The organism is Devosia sp., assembly GCF_036406155.1.
Classification (GTDB): domain Bacteria; phylum Pseudomonadota; class Alphaproteobacteria; order Rhizobiales; family Devosiaceae; genus Devosia_A.
The window spans coordinates 31,524-49,529 of sequence record NZ_DASWVV010000107.1; the positions used below are offsets into that span (position 1 = coordinate 31,524).

Annotated in this window: 16 protein-coding genes, 1 tRNA gene and 1 pseudogene; 14 read left to right on the top strand and 4 right to left on the bottom strand. The window is 68.8% G+C overall.

What is annotated here, in order from left to right; genetic code table 11:
* Positions 1–6 precede the first annotated feature (6 nt).
* The 3 genes from VGD93_RS06760 (at position 7) to VGD93_RS06770 (ending at position 2,833) form a co-directional block, all read left to right on the top strand.
* The gene (locus VGD93_RS06760; protein ID WP_395010479.1) at positions 7–801 is read left to right on the top strand and encodes a transporter substrate-binding domain-containing protein; all 795 of its coding nucleotides are present in this window, start codon (positions 7–9) and stop codon (positions 799–801) included.
* A gap of 71 nt (positions 802–872) precedes the next feature.
* Entirely contained in the window at positions 873–1,889 is a 1,017-nt protein-coding gene (locus tag VGD93_RS06765; RefSeq protein WP_395010481.1) for a succinylglutamate desuccinylase/aspartoacylase family protein, read from the top strand.
* On the top strand, positions 1,886–2,833 hold the full coding sequence (locus VGD93_RS06770) for a threonine ammonia-lyase (RefSeq protein WP_395010483.1): 948 nt from the start codon (positions 1,886–1,888) through the stop codon (positions 2,831–2,833). Before VGD93_RS06765 ends, VGD93_RS06770 begins: the two co-directional genes overlap by 4 nt.
* Positions 2,834–3,040: 207 nt before the next feature.
* Here VGD93_RS06770 and VGD93_RS06775 read toward each other — a convergent pair.
* Positions 3,041–3,114 (bottom strand) — tRNA-Gln (locus VGD93_RS06775).
* Between the two features lie 274 nt (positions 3,115–3,388).
* Here VGD93_RS06775 and VGD93_RS06780 point away from each other — a divergent pair.
* A complete protein-coding gene (locus VGD93_RS06780) occupies positions 3,389–4,564 on the top strand; it encodes a Ppx/GppA phosphatase family protein (RefSeq protein WP_395010485.1) in 1,176 nt (391 codons plus the stop codon).
* Positions 4,564–5,286 carry an RlmE family RNA methyltransferase gene (locus tag VGD93_RS06785; RefSeq protein WP_395010487.1) on the top strand — a complete coding sequence of 241 codons (723 nt, stop codon included), beginning with the start codon at positions 4,564–4,566 and terminating at the stop codon, positions 5,284–5,286. The genes VGD93_RS06780 and VGD93_RS06785 overlap by 1 nt, the downstream gene beginning before the upstream one ends.
* On the opposite strand, the gene VGD93_RS06790 is transcribed toward VGD93_RS06785, so the two are convergent.
* Complete coding sequence (locus VGD93_RS06790; RefSeq protein WP_395010489.1) at positions 5,283–6,695, bottom strand: MFS transporter; 1,413 nt, start codon at positions 6,693–6,695, stop codon at positions 5,283–5,285. The two genes, VGD93_RS06785 and VGD93_RS06790, sit on opposite strands and share 4 nt — an antisense overlap.
* A gap of 148 nt (positions 6,696–6,843) precedes the next feature.
* Here VGD93_RS06790 and VGD93_RS06795 point away from each other — a divergent pair, with 148 nt between their 5' ends.
* From VGD93_RS06795 to VGD93_RS06825, 7 genes are all read left to right on the top strand, one after another.
* On the top strand, positions 6,844–8,166 hold the full coding sequence (locus tag VGD93_RS06795; RefSeq protein WP_395010491.1) for a hypothetical protein: 1,323 nt from the start codon (positions 6,844–6,846) through the stop codon (positions 8,164–8,166).
* Between the two features lie 887 nt (positions 8,167–9,053).
* On the top strand, positions 9,054–10,556 hold the full coding sequence (guaB, locus tag VGD93_RS06800) for an IMP dehydrogenase (RefSeq protein WP_395010493.1): 1,503 nt from the start codon (positions 9,054–9,056) through the stop codon (positions 10,554–10,556).
* Positions 10,556–11,851 (top strand): RsmB/NOP family class I SAM-dependent RNA methyltransferase, encoded by a 1,296-nt coding sequence (locus VGD93_RS06805; protein ID WP_395010495.1) that lies wholly within the window; start codon positions 10,556–10,558, stop codon positions 11,849–11,851. Before guaB ends, VGD93_RS06805 begins: the two co-directional genes overlap by 1 nt.
* Before the next feature lie 37 nt (positions 11,852–11,888).
* Entirely contained in the window at positions 11,889–12,374 is a 486-nt protein-coding gene (locus VGD93_RS06810) for a TspO/MBR family protein (RefSeq protein WP_395010497.1), read from the top strand.
* A 91-nt stretch (positions 12,375–12,465) separates the two neighbouring features.
* Positions 12,466–12,849 (top strand): hypothetical protein, encoded by a 384-nt coding sequence (locus VGD93_RS06815; protein WP_395010499.1) that lies wholly within the window; start codon positions 12,466–12,468, stop codon positions 12,847–12,849.
* Between the two features lie 54 nt (positions 12,850–12,903).
* On the top strand, positions 12,904–14,475 hold the full coding sequence (gene guaA, locus VGD93_RS06820; RefSeq protein ID WP_395010501.1) for a glutamine-hydrolyzing GMP synthase: 1,572 nt from the start codon (positions 12,904–12,906) through the stop codon (positions 14,473–14,475).
* A gap of 10 nt (positions 14,476–14,485) precedes the next feature.
* On the top strand, positions 14,486–14,728 hold the full coding sequence (locus VGD93_RS06825; protein WP_395010503.1) for a hypothetical protein: 243 nt from the start codon (positions 14,486–14,488) through the stop codon (positions 14,726–14,728).
* Between the two features lie 57 nt (positions 14,729–14,785).
* Here the strand turns inward: VGD93_RS06825 and VGD93_RS06830 are convergent.
* Positions 14,786–15,845, bottom strand: a pseudogene (locus VGD93_RS06830) (sensor histidine kinase).
* Positions 15,846–16,140: 295 nt separating this feature from the next.
* Between VGD93_RS06830 and VGD93_RS06835 the strand changes: the two are divergent.
* Positions 16,141–16,710, top strand: coding sequence for an NnrU family protein (locus VGD93_RS06835; protein WP_395010505.1), 570 nt, complete (start codon positions 16,141–16,143; stop codon positions 16,708–16,710).
* A 7-nt stretch (positions 16,711–16,717) separates the two neighbouring features.
* Here the strand turns inward: VGD93_RS06835 and VGD93_RS06840 are convergent, their stop codons facing one another.
* Positions 16,718–17,140 (bottom strand): L,D-transpeptidase, encoded by a 423-nt coding sequence (locus VGD93_RS06840; RefSeq protein ID WP_395010507.1) that lies wholly within the window; start codon positions 17,138–17,140, stop codon positions 16,718–16,720.
* A gap of 155 nt (positions 17,141–17,295) precedes the next feature.
* Between VGD93_RS06840 and VGD93_RS06845 the strand changes: the two genes are divergently transcribed.
* Positions 17,296–18,006, top strand: a 711-nt coding sequence (locus tag VGD93_RS06845; RefSeq protein WP_395010509.1) for a tetratricopeptide repeat protein, incomplete at its 3' end; no start/stop codon positions are given.

The following is an 18,006-nucleotide window of genomic DNA, read 5'->3' on the forward strand; positions in this document are numbered from 1 at the left end:
TTACGTATGCTGAGCAAACTGACCAGACTTGCCGCCGCTGCCGCCATTGCCGCGGGCGCAAGCTTCGCGGCTCCGGCAATCGCCGCCGACCTCCAGGACATCCTTTCGGCAGGCAAGGTGCGCATCGGCGTGCCGATCGACGTACCGCCCTTCGGGTTCGTCGACGCGAACAACCAGCCGGTCGGCCTCGACGTCGACGTCGCCAAGATGATCGGCGAGGCGCTGGGGGTGGAGGTGGAACTCCAGCAGATCACCGGTGCCAACCGCATACCCTACCTCGTCACCGACCGGCTCGACCTCGTGATCTCGGCGATGGGCGCCAACCCGGAGCGCGCGCAGCAGATCGCCTTCTCGTCGCCCTATTCGGCGCTGTCGATCGGCGTGTTCGGGCCGGACAGCATCGCGGTCTCGAGCCCCGGGGAACTGGGCTCGGAGACCATCGCCGTGGCGCGGGGCACCACGCAGGACCTGGAGCTGACCGCCGTCGCACCCGATGCCAACATCATGCGCTTCGACGATGACGCCACGGCGGCGGCCGCGTTCCTTTCGGGCCAGGCCCAACTCTTCGCCACGGCGAACGTCGTCGCCAAGGACCTGATGGACAAGGATCCCAACGTCCAGCTGAAAGCCAAGTTCATCCTGCGCTATTCGCCGACGCATATCGGTATCCAGCAAGGCAATCCGGAGCTGCTGCGCTGGCTCGACACCTTCGTCTTCTACCACATGACGACCGGCAAGCTTTCCGAGCTCACCGAGAAGTGGCTCGGGCAACGACTGCCGGAACACTTCCCGACGCTCTGACCAGCAACTGCGAACAGGCGGGCGGGCACCATCGTGTCCGCCTGCTCCACCCTCTCGCCCGGATGCAATTCATGGCCCGCCCTTCGACGGTCAGCACCAATATCGACTTCGACAAGCCAGGCAAGCAGACCGGCTTTTTCAATATTCCCCATTCGCCGCACGAGGATGCCTGGGGCGCCACCCGCATTCCCCTGTGCGTCATCAAGAACGGGGAGGGACCTACCGCCATCCTGATGAGCGGCAATCACGGCGACGAATATGAGGGGCCGATCACCCTCGGCGAGATCATTCGCGACCTTGACCCCGGCATGGTTTCGGGCCGGCTGATCCTCCTGCCGGCGCTCAATCTTCCGGCCGCCCTGGCTGGGCGACGCACCTCGCCGGTGGACGGGCTCAACCTCAACCGCACCTTTCCGGGCGACCCGATCGGCTCGCTCACACAGCAGATCACCGCCTATGTCAGCGACCACATCTATCCGCTGGGCGACGCCATGCTGGACCTGCATTCCGGCGGGTCCTCGCTCGACATATTGCCCAGCGCCATCATCGAACCGGCGCCCACCGCCGAGCATCGCCAACGCAACGTCGCGGCCGTGCTCGCCTTCGACGCGCCCCTGACGGTCGTCATCGACAATCTCGGCGATCCCCGCACCTCGACCGCCACGTCGGTGCGGGCCGGCCTGACCACGGTGGGCACCGAAATGGCTGGCAGCGGCACCGTTTCGCACGTCGCTCTCGATATCTGCCGGCGCGGCGTGCGCAACGTGCTCGCTCATCTGGGGATCCTGCCGCCTGCGCCCGGGAGCGAGCGCCGCCACGCCGATCAAGCCATCCTCAGGATTCCCGGGCCGCCGGGCTATGTCTTCGCGACGACCGAAGGCGTGTTCGAAGGCGAACACCGGCTCGGCACCATGGTTGAGGCCGGCCAGGTTGCCGGCCGCATCCACAATCTGCGCGAGCCGTGGCGCCCCCCCGAAGTGCTGCACTATGAAGCCGACGGGATGGTCTATGGGCGGCGGCAGCCGGGGCGGGTGACGCCGGGCAATTGCTGCGTCGTCGTCGCCGCGCGCTACGAAGGGGAGCTATGATGATCACGCTCGCGGACGTGCAGGGCGCCGCACACAACATCGCCGGGCGGGTACGGCGCACCCCGGTGCTCGCGGCCGACAACCTGAAATCGCCCCTTAGCGACGGGGTGAAGGTGGTCCTCAAGCTGGAACTGCTGCAGGTCACCGGTTCCTTCAAGGCCCGCGGTGCGACCAACCGGTTGCTCGCCACCAATGCGGCGACCCTGCAGCGCGGCATCGTCGCCGCGTCGGGGGGCAATCATGGCCTCGCGACGGCCCGGGCCGGCTTCGTCTCCGGCGTACCGGTGACCATCTACCTGCCGGACAATGCGACGCCGGCCAAGATCGAGAAACTCCGGCAATGGGGGGCGGAAACGCGCATCGTCGGCTCGGTGTGGCACGAGGCGAATGCCGCGGCGCTCGAGCACGTCGCGCGCACGGGGGCAGCCTATTTCCACCCCTTCGGCGACCCGCTCGTGGTCGCGGGGCAGGGGACCGTGGCCCTCGAAGTGCTCGAGCAGGTTCCCGATGTGGATGTCATGCTGGTGGCCATGGGGGGCGGCGGCCTCGTCAGCGGTGTCGCCACGGCGCTGAAGGCGCTGCGGCCGCAGGCCCGCGTCGTCGGCATCGAGGCTGCCGGCTGCCCGGTCCTGCTCAAGGCGCTGGAGGCGGGGAAGAACGTCGGGCTCGAGCGGGTCACCACTTCCGTCGCCACCATGGCCTGCGCCAAGACCGAGGACGCGATCTTCGAGATCGTGCGCGACAAGGTGGACGAGATCGTCCTGGTCGACGACGAGGAGATGCGTGCCGCCGCCCGCTGGCTGTGGTTCGAGATGGGGCTTGCCGCGGACCTCAGCGGCGCCGCGGCCATTGCCGCGCTGCGGCAGGGCCGGGTGAGGCTCCGCCCCGGCGAGACCGTCTGCGCCATCATTTGCGGCGCCGGGCCCGACGCGCTGCTTGCGTGAAACTCGGGCAAGGGCCGGGAGCGCCCTCTGCTGCGCAACGGGGTGCGATGCGCTTCATTGCCCCGGCCCCGGGGCTCCGCCCGGGCGTGCGACAACTCCTGAGCGTGCTACGAATCACGACGACGCGCCCCGTGCCGCCCCTGCAGGGCCGCCCCCACCGGGCGCTCAGGGTTGGCGGCTAGGCGTATGATTTCATGAAAAATAGGTTGGCTGGGGAACCTGGATTCGAACCAAGATTAACGGAGTCAGAGTCCGCTGTTCTACCGTTGAACTATTCCCCAAGCGCTGGCCGGGCGCAGGCCGGTCGAACCGGTTGGCCGCGACTGGCGTGCCTTCTAGCGGCAATCGCGCCGCCGATCAACACCTAACCGGCGCCCGTCGGCAGCGCGTCGCCTGTGCCCCCCAGATGGTGCCCCGGCCGGCGAAATCAAGGCGGAGCCGCGGCGTTGCGCTCGGCGGGCGCATGCTCTACGCTGACTGCGACACATGCATGCACTGCGGTTGGGCGCGTTGGGCCGCGAGGCCTTCCGGCGACCGCGCAGGATGGAGATAAGGGTGGCCGATCTCGATCGGTCCGCCGCCGCGGCGTCTCCGGCAGGGGAAGTGCGGCACCGCCAGGGAACGGGCGAAGACCGTTTCCCGACAACCGTCGCGGTGGGGAATCGTCCCCATCCGGACGGGGCGGAGAGGCGGACGCAGAATAGCCGGAATCCGTCCGCGCGCCGGTCGCGGGGACCGCTTTTCGCGGCCCTCGACCTCGGCACCAACAATTGCCGCCTGCTGATCGCCCGCCCGCACGAGCAGAGCTTTCGCGTGCTCGACGGCTTCACCCGCATCGTCCGGCTGGGCGAGGGGCTGTCGACCACGGGACGGCTCGGCGATGCCGCCATGGAACGCACCATGGAGGCGCTGCGCCAGTGCCGCAACAAGCTGCGCGAGCACGAGCCGGCGCATGTCCGCCTGATCGCCACGGAAGCCTGCCGGGTAGCGAGCAACGGGGCCGAGTTCATCGCCCGGGTGCAGCGCGAATTGGGCCTGGTGCTCGAGATCGTCGATCGCCAGACCGAGGCGGCGCTGGCGGTGACCGGGTGCGCCGACCTGATCGAGGACGGCACGTCCGGGGCCCTGATGTTCGACATCGGCGGCGGCTCGTCCGAACTGGCCTGGCTGGATTTCCGCGGCGGGCGGCCGAAGCGGCAGGGGCGGATGGCCGCCTCCATCCGCTCGTGGCAATCGCTGCCGGTGGGCGTGGTCTCCATCGCCGAGAAGTTCGGCGGCGTCGAGGTCTCCGCCGCAACCTTCGCGGACATGGTGGACTACGTCGCCGGGCACCTGCGCCAGTTCCGCGGCCGCGACAAGCTGCGCCAGATGATCACCGAACATCCGGTGCACCTGATCGGCACGTCCGGAACGGTGACGACGTTGGCCGGGCTGCATCTGGGGCTCGAGCGCTACGAGCGCCAGAAGGTGGACGGGCTGTGGATGACCAGCCGGCAGGTCGACGACACCATGGCCGCGCTGCTCAACATGCCGTATGAGCGGCGTGTCGCGCATGCCTGCATCGGCCGCGACCGCGCCGACCTGGTCCTGCCCGGCTGCGCCATTTTCGAGGCCATCAGGCGCGAATGGCCGACCGACCGGGTGCGGGTCGCCGATCGCGGCCTGCGCGAGGGCATCCTGATATCGCTGATCGACGCCGACCGGGCGGCGCGCGGGCACAAGGGGCGCTGATGGCCAAGACCACCGGCATGGGCGGGGGCGCCGGCCGCAAGTCCGACAAGGACCTCAAGGTCCGGGTGAAGACGTCCAAGGGTCGCAAGATCGGCTCGACGCTGTGGTTGCAGCGCCAGCTCAACGACCCCTACGTTGCCCGCGCCAAGGCCGAGGGCTACCGCTCGCGGGCCGCCTACAAGCTCAAGGAACTGGACGAGCGCTACCACCTGCTGCGCCGCGGCATGCGGGTGGTCGACCTGGGCGCAGCCCCCGGCGGCTGGTCGCAGGTGGCGGCGGCGGCCACCGGATCGACCGACGCCCATCCGCTGGTCGTCGGCATCGACTATCTCGACATGGATCCGATCCCCGGCGTCCTGCTGCTCAAGCAGGATTTCACCGACGACGCCGCGCCCGCCATGCTGGTCGAGGCCCTGGGCGGCAGCAAGGCCGACATCGTGCTCTCCGACATGGCGGCCCCCACCACCGGCCACAAGGCCACCGATCATCTACGCATCGTGCATCTCGTCGAGCTCGCCGCCGATTTCGCCATCCAGGTGCTGGCGCCCGGCGGCAGCTTCGTGGCCAAGGTGCTGCAGGGCGGCACCGAGCACGAGCTGCTGGCCCTGCTCAAGCGCCATTTCGCCAGTACCCTGCACGCCAAGCCCAAGGCCAGCCGCCCGGAATCGGCGGAGACCTATCTCGTCGCCCGCGGCTTCAAGGGGACGCCGCCGCAGGATTAGCCGGCCGGCTTCGCGGGCGGCGTGTGCCGGTGCCCCGAGACGTGGCTGCCGGCGTCGGGCGGCAGGCGCAGGAAGGGCAGGACGCTCAGCAGGGCGACGCCGGCGACGACGTACCAGGCGATGTGGAAGTCCTCGAGCCGGAGTTCGCCACCCCCGAGGCCCGAGCTGATTTCCAGCACGCCGCCGGCCAGCGCCACGCCGAAGGCTACCGACAGCTGCTGGCCGACGGCGTTGATGCCGGTGGCCTGGCTCGCCTCGTGCTCCTCGATGTCGGTGAAGACCAGGGCGTTGATGCCGGTGAAGAAGATGGAGCGGGAGAGCCCGCCCGCCAGCAGCGCCAGATAGAGGTAGAGGTGTGGCGTGCCCGGGGTGAACAGCGCGTTGACGGCGAGAAAGACGCACCCGATCGTGGTCGACACCAGGAGGACCCGTCGAAACCCGAACGCGGCGTAGACCCTTTCGGCGAGGAACTTGGAGGCGATGGCGCCGATGGCGGTGATGAAGGTGATCATGCCGCTTTCGAACGGATTGAGGCCGAAGCTCAGCTGCAGCATCAGCGGCAACAGGAACGGGAAGGCGCCGATGCCGACGCGGAACAGCGACCCTCCGACGATGGCGCTGCGGAACAGGCTGTGGCGGAACAGGCTGTGGCGGAACAGCCGCGGATCGAGCAGGGGGTAGGGCGCCCGCCGCGCCTGCAGGTAGTAGAGCGCGCCCGCGGCAGCGCCGACGCCGATGGCGAGGTAGCCGGCGACGGCCGGGATGGCCGGCAGGCTGATGACGGACAGCCCGAAGATGATGCCCGCAAAGGAGATGCCCGCGAGAAAGAAGCCGGGCACGTCGATCGGCCGCGGCGTTCGCGCCTCTATCTTGGGCAGGAAGATGGTCACCAGCACGATCCCGATCAGGCCGATCGGCACGTTGATCCAGAAGATCCAGTGCCAGCTGAGATAGGTCGTCAGGAAGCCGCCGAGCGGGGGCCCCGCCAGCGGCCCGATCAGGGCGGGTACGCTGAGCCAGGCCATGGCCGCGACCAGCTCGTGGCGCGGTGTCGCCCGCACCAGCACGAGCCGGGCGATGGGCGTCATCATCGACGCGCCGATGCCCTGCAGGAAGCGGGAGCCGACGAAGGTCTCGAGCGAATAGGAGAAGGCGCAGCAGATCGAGCCCAGCACGAACACGGCGATGGCGATGCGGAAGATGCGCCGTGCCCCGAAACGGTCGGCCATCCATCCGCTCAGCGGGATGAAGATGGCGAGTGCGACGAAATAGGCGGTGAGCGCCAGCTTGAGCGAGATCGGCTCGGCCCCGATGTCGGCGGCGATGGCCGGCAGCGAGGTGGCGATGACCGTCGAGTCCATTTGCTCCATGAACAGCGCGACGGCGAGGATGAGGGGCGTGATGCGCAAGCGGTTCATCGGCGTGGGGCGGACGGAGGGCCCGAGTTATGGGGGAGGGGGCGGGCAAAGGCAACCGGCCGTCCGCGTCCGGTTCCGGTTGACCCGCCCGGCCCGGCCGTGCCCTATTTGCGCGGTGCGCGCCGCCGCGGGGAAAGCCGTGAGGAATTTTTCGCCGTCCAGCTTCAACAACCACCACGAGGACATGGTCGCGCGCGCCCGCGCCGCGGTGGCTGGGGATCCGCAGGCGCTGTTCACGGATTTCCAGTGGTTCCTGTTCACCGGCCGGGACACGATCTTTTTCACCGCCTTCTCCGCCCACCGCTTCGACAAGGCCCAGCTCAAGGGGTTCGTCGCCCAGATGGTCGAGCTGGCGCCGCAGCTGACCCTCGGCTTCGCCGGGGCGCGGCCCGGCGAGGCGCTGACCGACGCCCAGATCGAGGCCGTCACCTCCGCCGAGGATGTCGACAGCCTCGAGGGCTATCCCGAACGCTGGCTGTCCGAGAGCGCCGACATTTTCGCGCATCCCGACCTGCCGCTGTTCAGGGTGATGGTCGCCAACCGCAGCGCCGGCCCCGACGCCGGGGGGCGTGCCTCGGTCGTCCAGGTGCGCGCCGCGCACGCGCTGCTCGAGGGCTCGGATTCGGCGTTGATGATGCGCTCCCAGCTCGCCGCGCACGGCATCATGTCGGACAAGAGCCGCAAGGTTGCCCTCGGCAAGCGCGCCCGGGGCGCGTGGGGCGGGTTGCTGATCGCGATTCCGCATCTATTGTTCGCGCACCTCCTGTCGCCGCCGGCGCGGCAGACGCATTTCAGGACGCTGGCCCTGCCGCGCGCGCGGCTGCGCCGGCTGGCGACGAAGTTCGGCGTCGGCCAGCGCGCGATGTATTTCGCCCTCGTCACCTTTGCCCTGTTTCGCGAGGCGGGGCGCCGCCGCAACAAGGATGCGGTCGCGGTTTACTACACCGTCCTCGACACGGAGCGGCACGCGGCCGACGACGATTTCTTCCGCGTCCGCACGCTCAACGCCCGCTTCCCCGTGCACGACGATTTCGCCGCCTATGTGCGCGGCGTCGACGAGGCGATGCGGGAAGTCGAGAAGCGGGACACCCACCGCGTGCAGATGGCCGTCAACGCCATGTTCTCGACGCACCGGGCGCTGCACCGCCTGTTCCCGTGGCTCTACGGCCCGCGCTTCTGGCGTTTCCAGGGACGCAGCGACATCGTCCTCACCATGGTGCCACCACACTACGCCATGGGGCCGCTGACCGAATGGACGATGGAGCCGGTCTATGTCGGCGCCTTCCACCCCTCGTCCAACATCTGCACCTTCTGCCCGGGCCGCGAATTCATGACCATCAGCTTCGCCCTCGGCAAGGCGGGCACCGACAAGATCGACGAGATCGTGCAGCTCATCGCGGATGCCGAGGCGACGGACGTCGCGCCGCTGCCGGCCGGGATGGCGGCAGCGGGGGAGGAGTGACGCCGGGTTTGCCGGCGGGATCGGCTCGATCGGTTTCCTTGCATGCAGGCCAAGACCCCGCCTCGGCGCGTGCCCATCGGTTTCGCCTCGAGTCTTTCCACCTCGGGGATCACGTCTTGGGCGCGATGTGGCTGGAGACGAGCCGCGGCGCCGAAAGTCGGCGCCTTCTCCCCTTGTGGGAGAAGGTGGCGAAGCCGGATGAGGGGGGCAGGGCCGCGTCGTTCCCCTCACCCGCCCTTCGGGCACCCTCTCCCACAAGGGGAGAGAGCGATGGAGCCGCGGCCTCTGCGGCAACACTCAATTGCAGCAGGTCTCTCCCTCCCCCGCGGAGGGTGTCGGCCCGTAGGGACGGCGGGTGGCGGTGGTGCAACTGAGCACAGAGGGACCTCACCCGTCCCGGCTGCGCCGGGCCAGCTTCCCCGCAAGGGGCGGGAAGGCCGACTTCTGGCGGCGGGGCGGAGGTGCCGGGTTGCGTGCATAGCCTTCCCGAAGCCGTAATCTTCGTCCTCGGGCTCGACCCGAGGATCAGTCGCGAGAACCCAGAGTTCGCGCACCGGTGCGCAACCGCGCCCGGCACCGTCCGCCTGGGTCCTCGGGTTGCGCTGCGCGCCCCCGAGGATGACGTTCCGTGGGGGTGGGACGGATCCGCCCCGACCCTCACGCTTTGAGGTGCATGCTACTGCGGGTGCGGAGCGGCAGCTGGGGGGCATGCTCCGAAGCGTGATCGTGGCAAGCAACGCCCGGGGCCGGGCGGCAGGTCGCAGCACACACTTTCCAAACCGCATGGCCGATGCTATTGACCCTCGCCAACCCGAGAGCGGGCGAGAGTCGCTTTTCCGGGCTTCCATTTATTTCTGATCCCCATCAGAGGCAGGAAGGGTCTGGCCTTGGCGAAAATCATTTCTTCCGCAACCGGCGAAGCGGCGCTCACCTTCGACGACGTGCTGCTGCAGCCGGCGCGCTCCGACGTACTGCCGACCGAGGTCGACATCCGCAGCCGCGTCACCAGGGACATCGAGCTCAACCTGCCGATCCTGTCCTCGGCCATGGACACGGTGACCGAGCACACCATGGCCATCGCCATGGCCCAGGCCGGCGGCATGGGGGTGATCCACCGCAACCTCAGCGTCGCCCAGCAGGCCGAGCAGGTACGGCAGGTCAAGAGCTTCGAGAGCGGCATGGTGGTCAATCCGATCACCATCGGCCCCGACGCCACCCTGGCCGATGCCCTGGCGCTGATGAAGGCCAACCGCATCTCCGGCATCCCCGTCGTCGAGAACGGCGGCACCGGCGGCCGCATCACCGGCCGGCTCGTCGGCATCCTTACCAACCGCGACGTGCGCTTCGCCAGCAACGAACGCCAGAAGATCTCCGAACTGATGACCCATACGGGCCTGGTGACGGTGCGCGACGGCGTCGGCCGGGACGAGGCCAAGCGCCTGCTGCACGCCAACCGCATCGAGAAGCTGCTGGTCGTCGACGGCGACGGCCAGTGCGTCGGGCTCATCACCGTCAAGGACATCGAGAAGGCGCAGCTCAACCCCAACGCCATCAAGGACGCCGAGGGACGACTGCGGGTGGCGGCGGCGTCGACGGTCGGCGACGCCGGCTTCGAGCGCTCCATGGCGCTGATCGAGGCGGGCGTCGACCTGCTGGTGATCGACACCGCCCATGGCCACTCCGTGCGCGTCGCCGAGGCGGTGGAGCGCATCAAGCGGGAAAGCAACGCCACCCGTATCGTTGCCGGCAACGTCGCCACGGCCGAAGCCACCAAGGCGCTGATCGACGCCGGGGCCGACTCCGTCAAGGTCGGCATCGGGCCGGGCTCCATCTGCACCACCCGCATCGTCGCCGGCGTCGGCGTGCCGCAACTGGCCGCGGTCATGGCCTGCGCCGAGGAGGCCGACCGCCAGAACGTGCCGGTCATCGCCGATGGCGGCATCAAGTTCTCGGGCGACATGGCCAAGGCCCTGGCCGGCGGCGCCGCCTGCGTCATGGTCGGCTCGCTGCTTGCCGGCACCGACGAGAGCCCGGGCGATGTCTACCTGTACCAGGGCCGGTCGTACAAATCCTACCGCGGCATGGGCTCGGTGGGGGCGATGGCGCGCGGCTCCGCCGACCGCTATTTCCAGCAGGAGGTGAACGACAGCCTCAAGCTCGTGCCGGAAGGCGTCGAGGGGCAGGTGCCCTACAAGGGGCCGGCCGGCAACGTGCTGCACCAGCTCGCCGGCGGCCTGCGCGCCGCCATGGGCTATACCGGGGCGCACACGCTGCAGGAGTTCCGCGACAACGCCACCTTCGTGCGGATTTCGGGTGCTTCGCTCTCCGAGAGCCATGTCCACGACGTCAAGATCACGCGCGAGAGCCCGAACTACCGCGGCGAGATCTGATGCGCCTGCCCGGACGGATCGCCGCCGCCATCGCGGTGCTGGCCGAGGTGGAGGCGCGCCGGCGCCCGGTCGCCGAGGCGCTGAAAGCCTGGGGACTGGCCAACCGCTTCGCCGGCGCCGGCGACCGCGCCGCCATCGGCAACCTCGTCTACGACGCGCTGCGCCGACGGTCGTCGCATGCCTGGGCGATGGGCGGGGAGACGCCGCGCGGCCTCGTGCTCAGCGTCGTCGTCCGCGAGTGGGGCGAGACGCCGCAAGCGCTTGCAGGGCTTTTCTCAGGCGATGCACACGCGCCAGCGGCGCTCACCGAGGAGGAGGTGGCGCGGCTCGAAGCCGCCGATCCGCTCGCCGGGGCGCCCGAGCACGTGCGCGCCGACATGCCGGAGTGGGTTGCTCCGGCGTTGCGCGAGGCCTGGGGCGAGACCTGGGTGGCCGAGGCCCAGGCGCTGGCTGGCCGGCCGCCGCTCGACCTGCGCGTCAACACGCTCAAGGCCGGCCGCGACAAGGTGTTGAAGGAGCTCAGGCGGTTCGCACCGCTCGAAGGGCCGGTCGCGCCCGACGGCATCCGCATCCCCGCCGGCACGCGCGACAGCCGCACCCCCAACGTGCTGGTCGAGGAGGGCTATCGCAAGGGCTGGTTCGAGGTGCAGGACCAGGGCAGCCAGGCCGTGGCCGAACTGGCCGGCGCCAGGGCCGGCGAGCAGGTGCTCGACCTGTGCGCCGGGGCCGGCGGCAAGGCGCTGGCGATGGCCGCGGCGATGCGCAACAAGGGCCAGATCTTCGCCCATGACAGCGATCGCGTGCGGCTGGCGCCGATCTATGACCGGCTGCGGCGCGCCGGGGTGCGCAACGTGCAGGTGCGGGCGCCCGCGCCGGGCGCGCTCGATGATCTCGTGGGGCGGATGGACCGGGTGGTGATCGACGCGCCGTGCACCGGCAGCGGCACCTGGCGCCGCCGCCCCGATGCCAAATGGAAGCTGACGGCGGAGCAGGTCGCGGCCCGCGTCGCCGAGCAGAAAGCCATCCTCGAGGACGGCGCACGCTACGTGAAGCCGGGGGGCGTGCTGGTCTACATCACCTGTTCCGTCCTGCCGGAGGAGAATGGGCTGCAGGCGGCCGGTTTCCTCGCCGCGCATCCCGAGTTTTCCATCGTGCCGGGGCACAGCCTGTGGCACGGCAGGTTCAGCGGCAGCCCCGCCCGGGCCCGCTTCTCGCCCGAAGGCGGGGTGGCGCTCACGCCGCACACGACGGGCACCGACGGCTTCTACCTTTTCGCGGCCGCCCGCAGCGGGTGAGTGAAACTCAGTCGGGCTGCCGGCCGTTACTTCGCGCATGAGCACCGTGAACACCGCCCCGTCCCGCCCGTTGCGCCCGCTGCTCGGGCTCGGCGCGTTCCTCCTCCTCGTCATTGGCGTCGGCTCCGTCATCGGCGTCGTGACCGCTCCCGGGGCGTGGTATGCCGGGCTCGCCAAGTCGCCGTTCAATCCGCCGAGCTGGCTGTTCGCGCCGGTATGGTTCGCGCTCTATGTGTGCATCGCCATTGCCGGCTGGCGCACCTGGCGGCGCGAGCCGGCGGGGCGCGCCATGGCGCTGTGGGCGGGGCAGATGCTGCTCAACTGGCTGTGGACGCCGGTGTTCTTCGCCCTGCATTTGCCCTGGCCGGCGCTCGGCGTGATCGTGGTGCTGCTCGCGCTGATCGTCGCCTTCATCGCCGACCGCTGGACCCGCGACCGCGTCGCGGCCTGGCTGTTCGTCCCCTATGCGGCCTGGGTCGGCTTCGCCACCCTGCTCAACGGCGCCATCGCCTGGCTGAACTGAGCGCGGCACCGAGCCGCCGCGGAGTTTGATCCACGTCAACGTTCGCCTTGCCCCGCATGCCGCAATGTGGCCGCCTGCGAGGAGGTTTCCGATGAGCTACTTCACGACGCTGTTGCACAGATGGCGGGATCGCCAGGAGCAGGCCGCGGTCCTCAGGGCGCTGGAATTCATGGGGCCGGAACAGGCAGCCGCCCTTGCCGCCGACGTCAAGCTCGACGCCCCGGGCCTGAGGCAGGTGCTGCACGAGGGGGGCGCGGTCGCCGTGCTGCTCGATCGCATGCTGGCCGCCCGCGGGCTTGCGGACCGGGCCATCTCGGCGCCGCTGCAGCGCGACCTCGAGAGCACCTGCGCGCGCTGCGCCAGCAAGACGCGCTGCCGGCGCGAGCTCGACGCCGGCACGGCGCGGCTGCACGCCGCAAGCTTCTGCCCCAACGACCGGGTGATGACCCTGATGGAACAGCGCCTCGCCGCCTGACCGGGCGCGCGCCACCCCCTTGCACGATTCGAACGGGGCCGATAAAGCCCCGCCATGACAGCGCTCGTGCAAGCCCCGCCCTCCGATGCGATCCTGATCGTCGATTTCGGCTCGCAGGTGACGCAACTCATTGCCCGCCGTATCCGCGAGACGGGCGTGTACTGCGAAATCCACCCGTTCAACCACGCCGGGGAGGCTTTCGCCCGGCTGCAGCCCAAGGGCGTCATCTTCTCGGGCGGCCCGGCCTCGGTAACGGAGGCGGGCAGTCCGCGGGCGCCGCAGGAAGTGTTCGATTCCGGCGTGCCGATCCTGGCCATCTGCTACGGCCAGCAGACGCTGGCCCTGCAGCAGGGCGGCAAGGTCGAGGGCGGCCACGCCCGCGAGTTCGGCCGCGCCGACGTCGAGATCCGGGCGCCGAGCCCGCTGTTCGAGGGCGTCTGGGAGGTGGGCGGGCGCTACCCGGTATGGATGAGCCACGGCGACCGGGTCACCGAGCTGCCGGACGGCTTCGAGGTCGTCGGTACCTCCGAGAATGCGCCCTTCGCCATCGCCGTGAACGAAGCCAAGCGCTACTACACCACCATGTTCCACCCCGAGGTCGTGCACACTCCCGACGGCGGCCGGCTGCTGGCCAATTTCGTGCACAGGATCGTCGGCCTCGAGTCCGACTGGACCATGCACGCCTATCGCCAGCGGGCGATCGAGAAGATCCGCGCCCAGGTCGGCAAGGGCCGGGTGATCTGCGGGCTCTCGGGCGGCGTCGACTCCTCGGTGGCGGCGGTGCTGATCCACGAGGCCATCGGCGACCAGCTGACCTGCATCTTCGTCGACCACGGCCTGATGCGGCTCAACGAGGCCGAGGAAGTGGTCACCATGTTCCGTGACCATTACAACATCCCGCTGGTGCACGTGGATGCCGCCGACACCTTCATCTCGGCGCTCGAGGGCGAGGCCGACCCGGAAACCAAGCGGAAGACCATCGGCCGGCTGTTCATCGAGACCTTCGAGGCCGAGGCCAAGAAGCTGGGCGGCGCCGAGTTCCTCGCCCAGGGCACGCTCTATCCCGACGTCATCGAGAGCGTCTCCTTCACCGGCGGGCCCTCGGTCACCATCAAGAGCCACCACAATGTCGGCGGCTTGCCCGAGCGCATGCACATGCAGCTGGTCGAGCCGCTGCGCGAACTGTTCAAGGACGAGGTCAGGGCGCTGGGCCGCGAACTGGGCCTGCCCGAACGCTTCGTCGGCCGCCATCCGTTCCCGGGCCCGGGGCTGGCCATCCGCTGCCCGGGCGGCATCACCCGCGAGAAGCTCGACATCCTGCGTCGCGCCGATGCCATCTATCTCGACGAGATCCGCAAGTCCGGCCAGTACGACAAGATCTGGCAGGCTTTTGCCGTCCTGCTGCCGGTGCAGACGGTCGGCGTCATGGGCGACGGGCGCACCTACGAGTTCGTGTGCGCGCTCCGCGCCGTGACCTCCGTCGACGGCATGACCGCCGATTTCTACCATTTCGACATGAACTTCCTCGGCCGCGCCGCCACCCGCATCATCAACGAGGTGCGCGGCATCAACCGCGTGGTCTACGACGTGACGAGCAAGCCGCCCGGCACCATCGAGTGGGAATAGAGGGGCCGGGATGAGCCGTCGCGACGCCCTCGTTTCCGTCGAACGCCGGGTGCGCCGCGTCGCGGTGCGCCATGGCCTGTCCATGCTCAAGGCGCAGAAGCCCGACGCGAGGGTGAAGGCGCATGGCGGCTACATGCTGCGCAACGATGAGAGCTACGAGATCGTCTTCGGCGACAAGCCGTATCCCTTCGCCGCCGACCTCGACGAGATCGAGGCCTATCTCGAAACACTGACGCAGGCGGGGGAGGACTGAGCGCGGGCTGCTGCTACCATCCTGCACGCGATGGGGGGACAGTTCCGGAAAGGCGGGTCACATGGTCTCCGGTTCGCCATCTTCAAGCGCGGCAATCTGCCTGTGAGCGATCGTGACCGAGGTCCCCGGCCTTTCGGGTGAGATCACTACTTCGGCCTCGAGCCGTTTTGCGAGTGCCTCGACGATATTGGTTCCGAGGCCGGGCCTGGCATCCTTCACATTCTCGGGCATCCCGATCCCATCGTCGGTGACCGACAGTGTCCAGTTCGGTCCCCCCGAGTGGTAGGCAACAACTATCTTACCGTGGCGATGGTCAGGGAAGGCGTGCTTGAGAGCGTTGATCACGAGTTCGGTGACGATCAAACCAAGGCTCACCGAGACGTCGGCGTCGACGACGCTGTCATCGACGTCAACCTCTATGGAAAGCTGCTTGGGGTCGTGGACCATCGATGCGCTCAGGCTCTTGCAGAGTTGCACCAGGTTAGGGGCCAAGTTCGACGTCACCGAGCGTGGACGCCGCGAGCTGCTGTTGCACGGCAGCGATTGACATTACGCGGTTGTGGGCATCGTGCAGGTGCCCGCGCGTTTCTTCCGACTGCACCTTGCGGGCACTTTGCATCAGCACGCTGGCGATGATCTGCAGGCTGTTGGCAACACGGTGCTGGACTTCGCGCAGCAGGATGTCTTTCTCTCTTACGAGGTCATTCTTGAGTTTGGCGTCCGCGCGGGCCTGGGTCACGTCCGCAACCGCCACCAGCAGCCGAACTTCCTCCTTGTTGGAATAGTCAAGCTTGTGGGCCCGCACGATCAAATGACACGCCGGCTGACCTTTTCGATTGAGGTCCATTTCATACGCTTCGATCTCGGCCGATCCGGAGGCAGTGGCCTCCAGCAGCGATGTGAGGTGCGGCACGTTCCATTCCCCCGCTCCCAGATCGGCAAGCCTCTTGCCGGGAACGGATTCAGGATCGATCGTGAATGCCTTGCAGAACGATGCACTCGCTGCGATCACCTGCAGCTGCTGATTCAGGAGAAGGAGGGGCGTGCTGGACGCGGAGATCACCGCCAGCATCAGACTGAGAGCAGATTCTAGATGCAGAGTCAGCGGAGCGGACACATCAGCCCTCCTATGTGTAAGGCTCTGAAGAAAGCCATGTAACACGAATTGTCACTTTAGCCCCGTATCGGAACAGCCTCAAAAGGGAATGGTTGCGGCAGAAGCGACGCACCGCGGGCCGTCGGGCTGTACGAATGACGCGGTCGGTCTACCATTCGCGCTGTTGCCTGCCGTTCCCGTGTATGGCGATCTCCTGTTGACTGCAGGCGTTCGCCGGTTGCCGGTCGGCCAGGGGCGTGCTGGAAATACGCCCGGCGCCGGGCCGGCTCGGTCCGGGCGCAGCGGAGGTGAGACGATGGGACTGTGGGTACTGCTCCTCGGGCTGGCGCTGTTCTTCGCCATGCACTCGGTGCGCATGGTGGCCGGCGGCTACCGCGAGGCCCAGCTTGCCGCCGACGAGCGGCGCTGGAAGGGGCTGTATGCGCTGGTCTCGCTCGCCGGGTTCGTGCTGATCATTGCGGGCTGGATCCTGTATCGCGGCGATGCCCCCGAACTCTACGAGCCGCCCGCCTGGGGGCGCCACATCGCCATGGGCCTGGTGCTGCTCGCCTTCATCCTGCTGCCTGCCGCCAACATGCCGGCCGGGCGCATCCGCTACTACGTCAAGCACCCGATGCTGGTGGGCGTCATCCTGTGGGCGGCGGGACACCTGCTGGTCAACGGCGACCTGGCCTCGCTGCTGCTGTTCGGATCGTTCCTCGCCTATTCGGCCATCAACCTCGTCGCCGTCATCCCCCGCGGCGACCCGGCCCCGCAAATGGTGCGCCCGCGCAGCGACCTGATGGCGGTCGTCGCCGGAACGGTGCTCTACGTGATGTTCGTGCTGTGGCTGCACGGCTGGCTGTTCGGCGTTTCGCCGATCTGAGCCACCGTCAGTCGCGGACCCGGATGATGGTGTTGGCCCGCCCGACCCGCCGCACCAGGGCATAGAGTTCGGCCGCATTGTCGTGATGCAGGCGGATGCAGCCGTGCGAGACCGGGCGCCCCAGCGAGCGCGTCTCGGTGGTGCCGTGGATGGCGTAGCCGTGGAAGAAGAAGATCGCGTGCGGCATGGGCGCGCTGTCATAGCGGGTCGAGTACCACATCCTTTCGAGGCGGACGGGGTGGAACGTGCCGCGCGGCGTGCGGTAGCCCTTGCGCCCGGTCGAGACGTCCCAGCGATACCAGGTGTCGCCGTCGACGCCGACGCGCATGGACTGTTCGCTGATGTCGACAGTCACGAGCAGCTGCCGCGCGAGCACCGGCGAGACGGTGGCGAGGGCGACGAGCAGGACGATCAGCAGGCGGCGAAGCATGGCTGTACTCACGGGTAGGTAAGGGTGCCGCGGGGACGGCGCCCCTGCCTTGACCTGCGTCATCCGCCGGCGTCCGGCGGCGGGCGGATCAGTTTGCATTCGGCAGGCGGCGTCACTATTGTGCGCGGCCAACCGACCCACCAACAAGGCGTTCAATGTCCAACGACACACTCCTCCGCGAAGTCGACGAAGAGCTGCGCAGCGACCGCATGCGGGCGCTGTGGAAGCGCTACGGGCCCTATGTCATCGGGGCAGCGGTGGCGATCGTGCTCGTCGTCGCCGTGAACGAGGGCTGGACATGGTGGCAGAATTCCAACGCGGCCCGCTCGTCGGACCAGTTCTACCAGGCGCTGGACCTGGCGGAGGGGACCGATATCGGCGCGGCACAGGCCGCGCTCGACAAGGTGATCGCGGAAGGATCGGGCGGCTACCCGGCCCTGGCGCGCTTCCGCAAGGCGGGGCTGCTGGTCGAGGAGGGCAAGACCGCCGAGGCCCTGGCCGCCTATGACGCCCTCGCCACCTCCGAAACCAATCTCAGGGTGCGCGAACTGGCGCTGGTGCTCGGCGCCCACGTGCTCGTGGACGGCGGCGATGTCGGTGCCGTGCAGCAGCGCGTCGCCGGCCTGCTCGCGCCCGACAATCCCATGCGCAACGCGGCGCGCGAGGCCCTCGGCCTCACCCAGTACAAGGCCGGCGACAGCAACGCGGCGCTCGCAACCTTCGAGGAGATCCTCGCCGACCCGCAGGCCTCGCGCGATCTGGTGGCGCGGGTCCAGGTCTACGTGGCGCAACTGGTCGCGGAAGGGGCGGTCTCCGCCACCGACGCTGCCGCCGCCAGCGAACCCGTCGCTCCCGCCGTGAGCGAC

Excerpts from the sequence above, each read along its gene's own strand:
- VGD93_RS06760 (WP_395010479.1), top strand. The coding sequence starts at position 7 with ATGCTGAGCAAACTGACCAGACTTGCCGCCGCTGCCGCCATTGCCGCG.
- guaA (WP_395010501.1), top strand. The coding sequence starts at position 12,904 with ATGACAGCGCTCGTGCAAGCCCCGCCCTCCGATGCGATCCTGATCGTC.
- VGD93_RS06805 (WP_395010495.1), top strand. The coding sequence starts at position 10,556 with ATGCGCCTGCCCGGACGGATCGCCGCCGCCATCGCGGTGCTGGCCGAG.
- VGD93_RS06815 (WP_395010499.1), top strand. The coding sequence starts at position 12,466 with ATGAGCTACTTCACGACGCTGTTGCACAGATGGCGGGATCGCCAGGAG.
- VGD93_RS06835 (WP_395010505.1), top strand. The coding sequence starts at position 16,141 with ATGGGACTGTGGGTACTGCTCCTCGGGCTGGCGCTGTTCTTCGCCATG.
- VGD93_RS06825 (WP_395010503.1), top strand. The coding sequence starts at position 14,486 with ATGAGCCGTCGCGACGCCCTCGTTTCCGTCGAACGCCGGGTGCGCCGC.
- VGD93_RS06785 (WP_395010487.1), top strand. The coding sequence starts at position 4,564 with ATGGCCAAGACCACCGGCATGGGCGGGGGCGCCGGCCGCAAGTCCGAC.
- VGD93_RS06840 (WP_395010507.1), bottom strand. The coding sequence starts at position 17,140 with ATGCTTCGCCGCCTGCTGATCGTCCTGCTCGTCGCCCTCGCCACCGTC.
- VGD93_RS06770 (WP_395010483.1), top strand. The coding sequence starts at position 1,886 with ATGATGATCACGCTCGCGGACGTGCAGGGCGCCGCACACAACATCGCC.
- VGD93_RS06810 (WP_395010497.1), top strand. The coding sequence starts at position 11,889 with ATGAGCACCGTGAACACCGCCCCGTCCCGCCCGTTGCGCCCGCTGCTC.
- VGD93_RS06765 (WP_395010481.1), top strand. The coding sequence starts at position 873 with ATGGCCCGCCCTTCGACGGTCAGCACCAATATCGACTTCGACAAGCCA.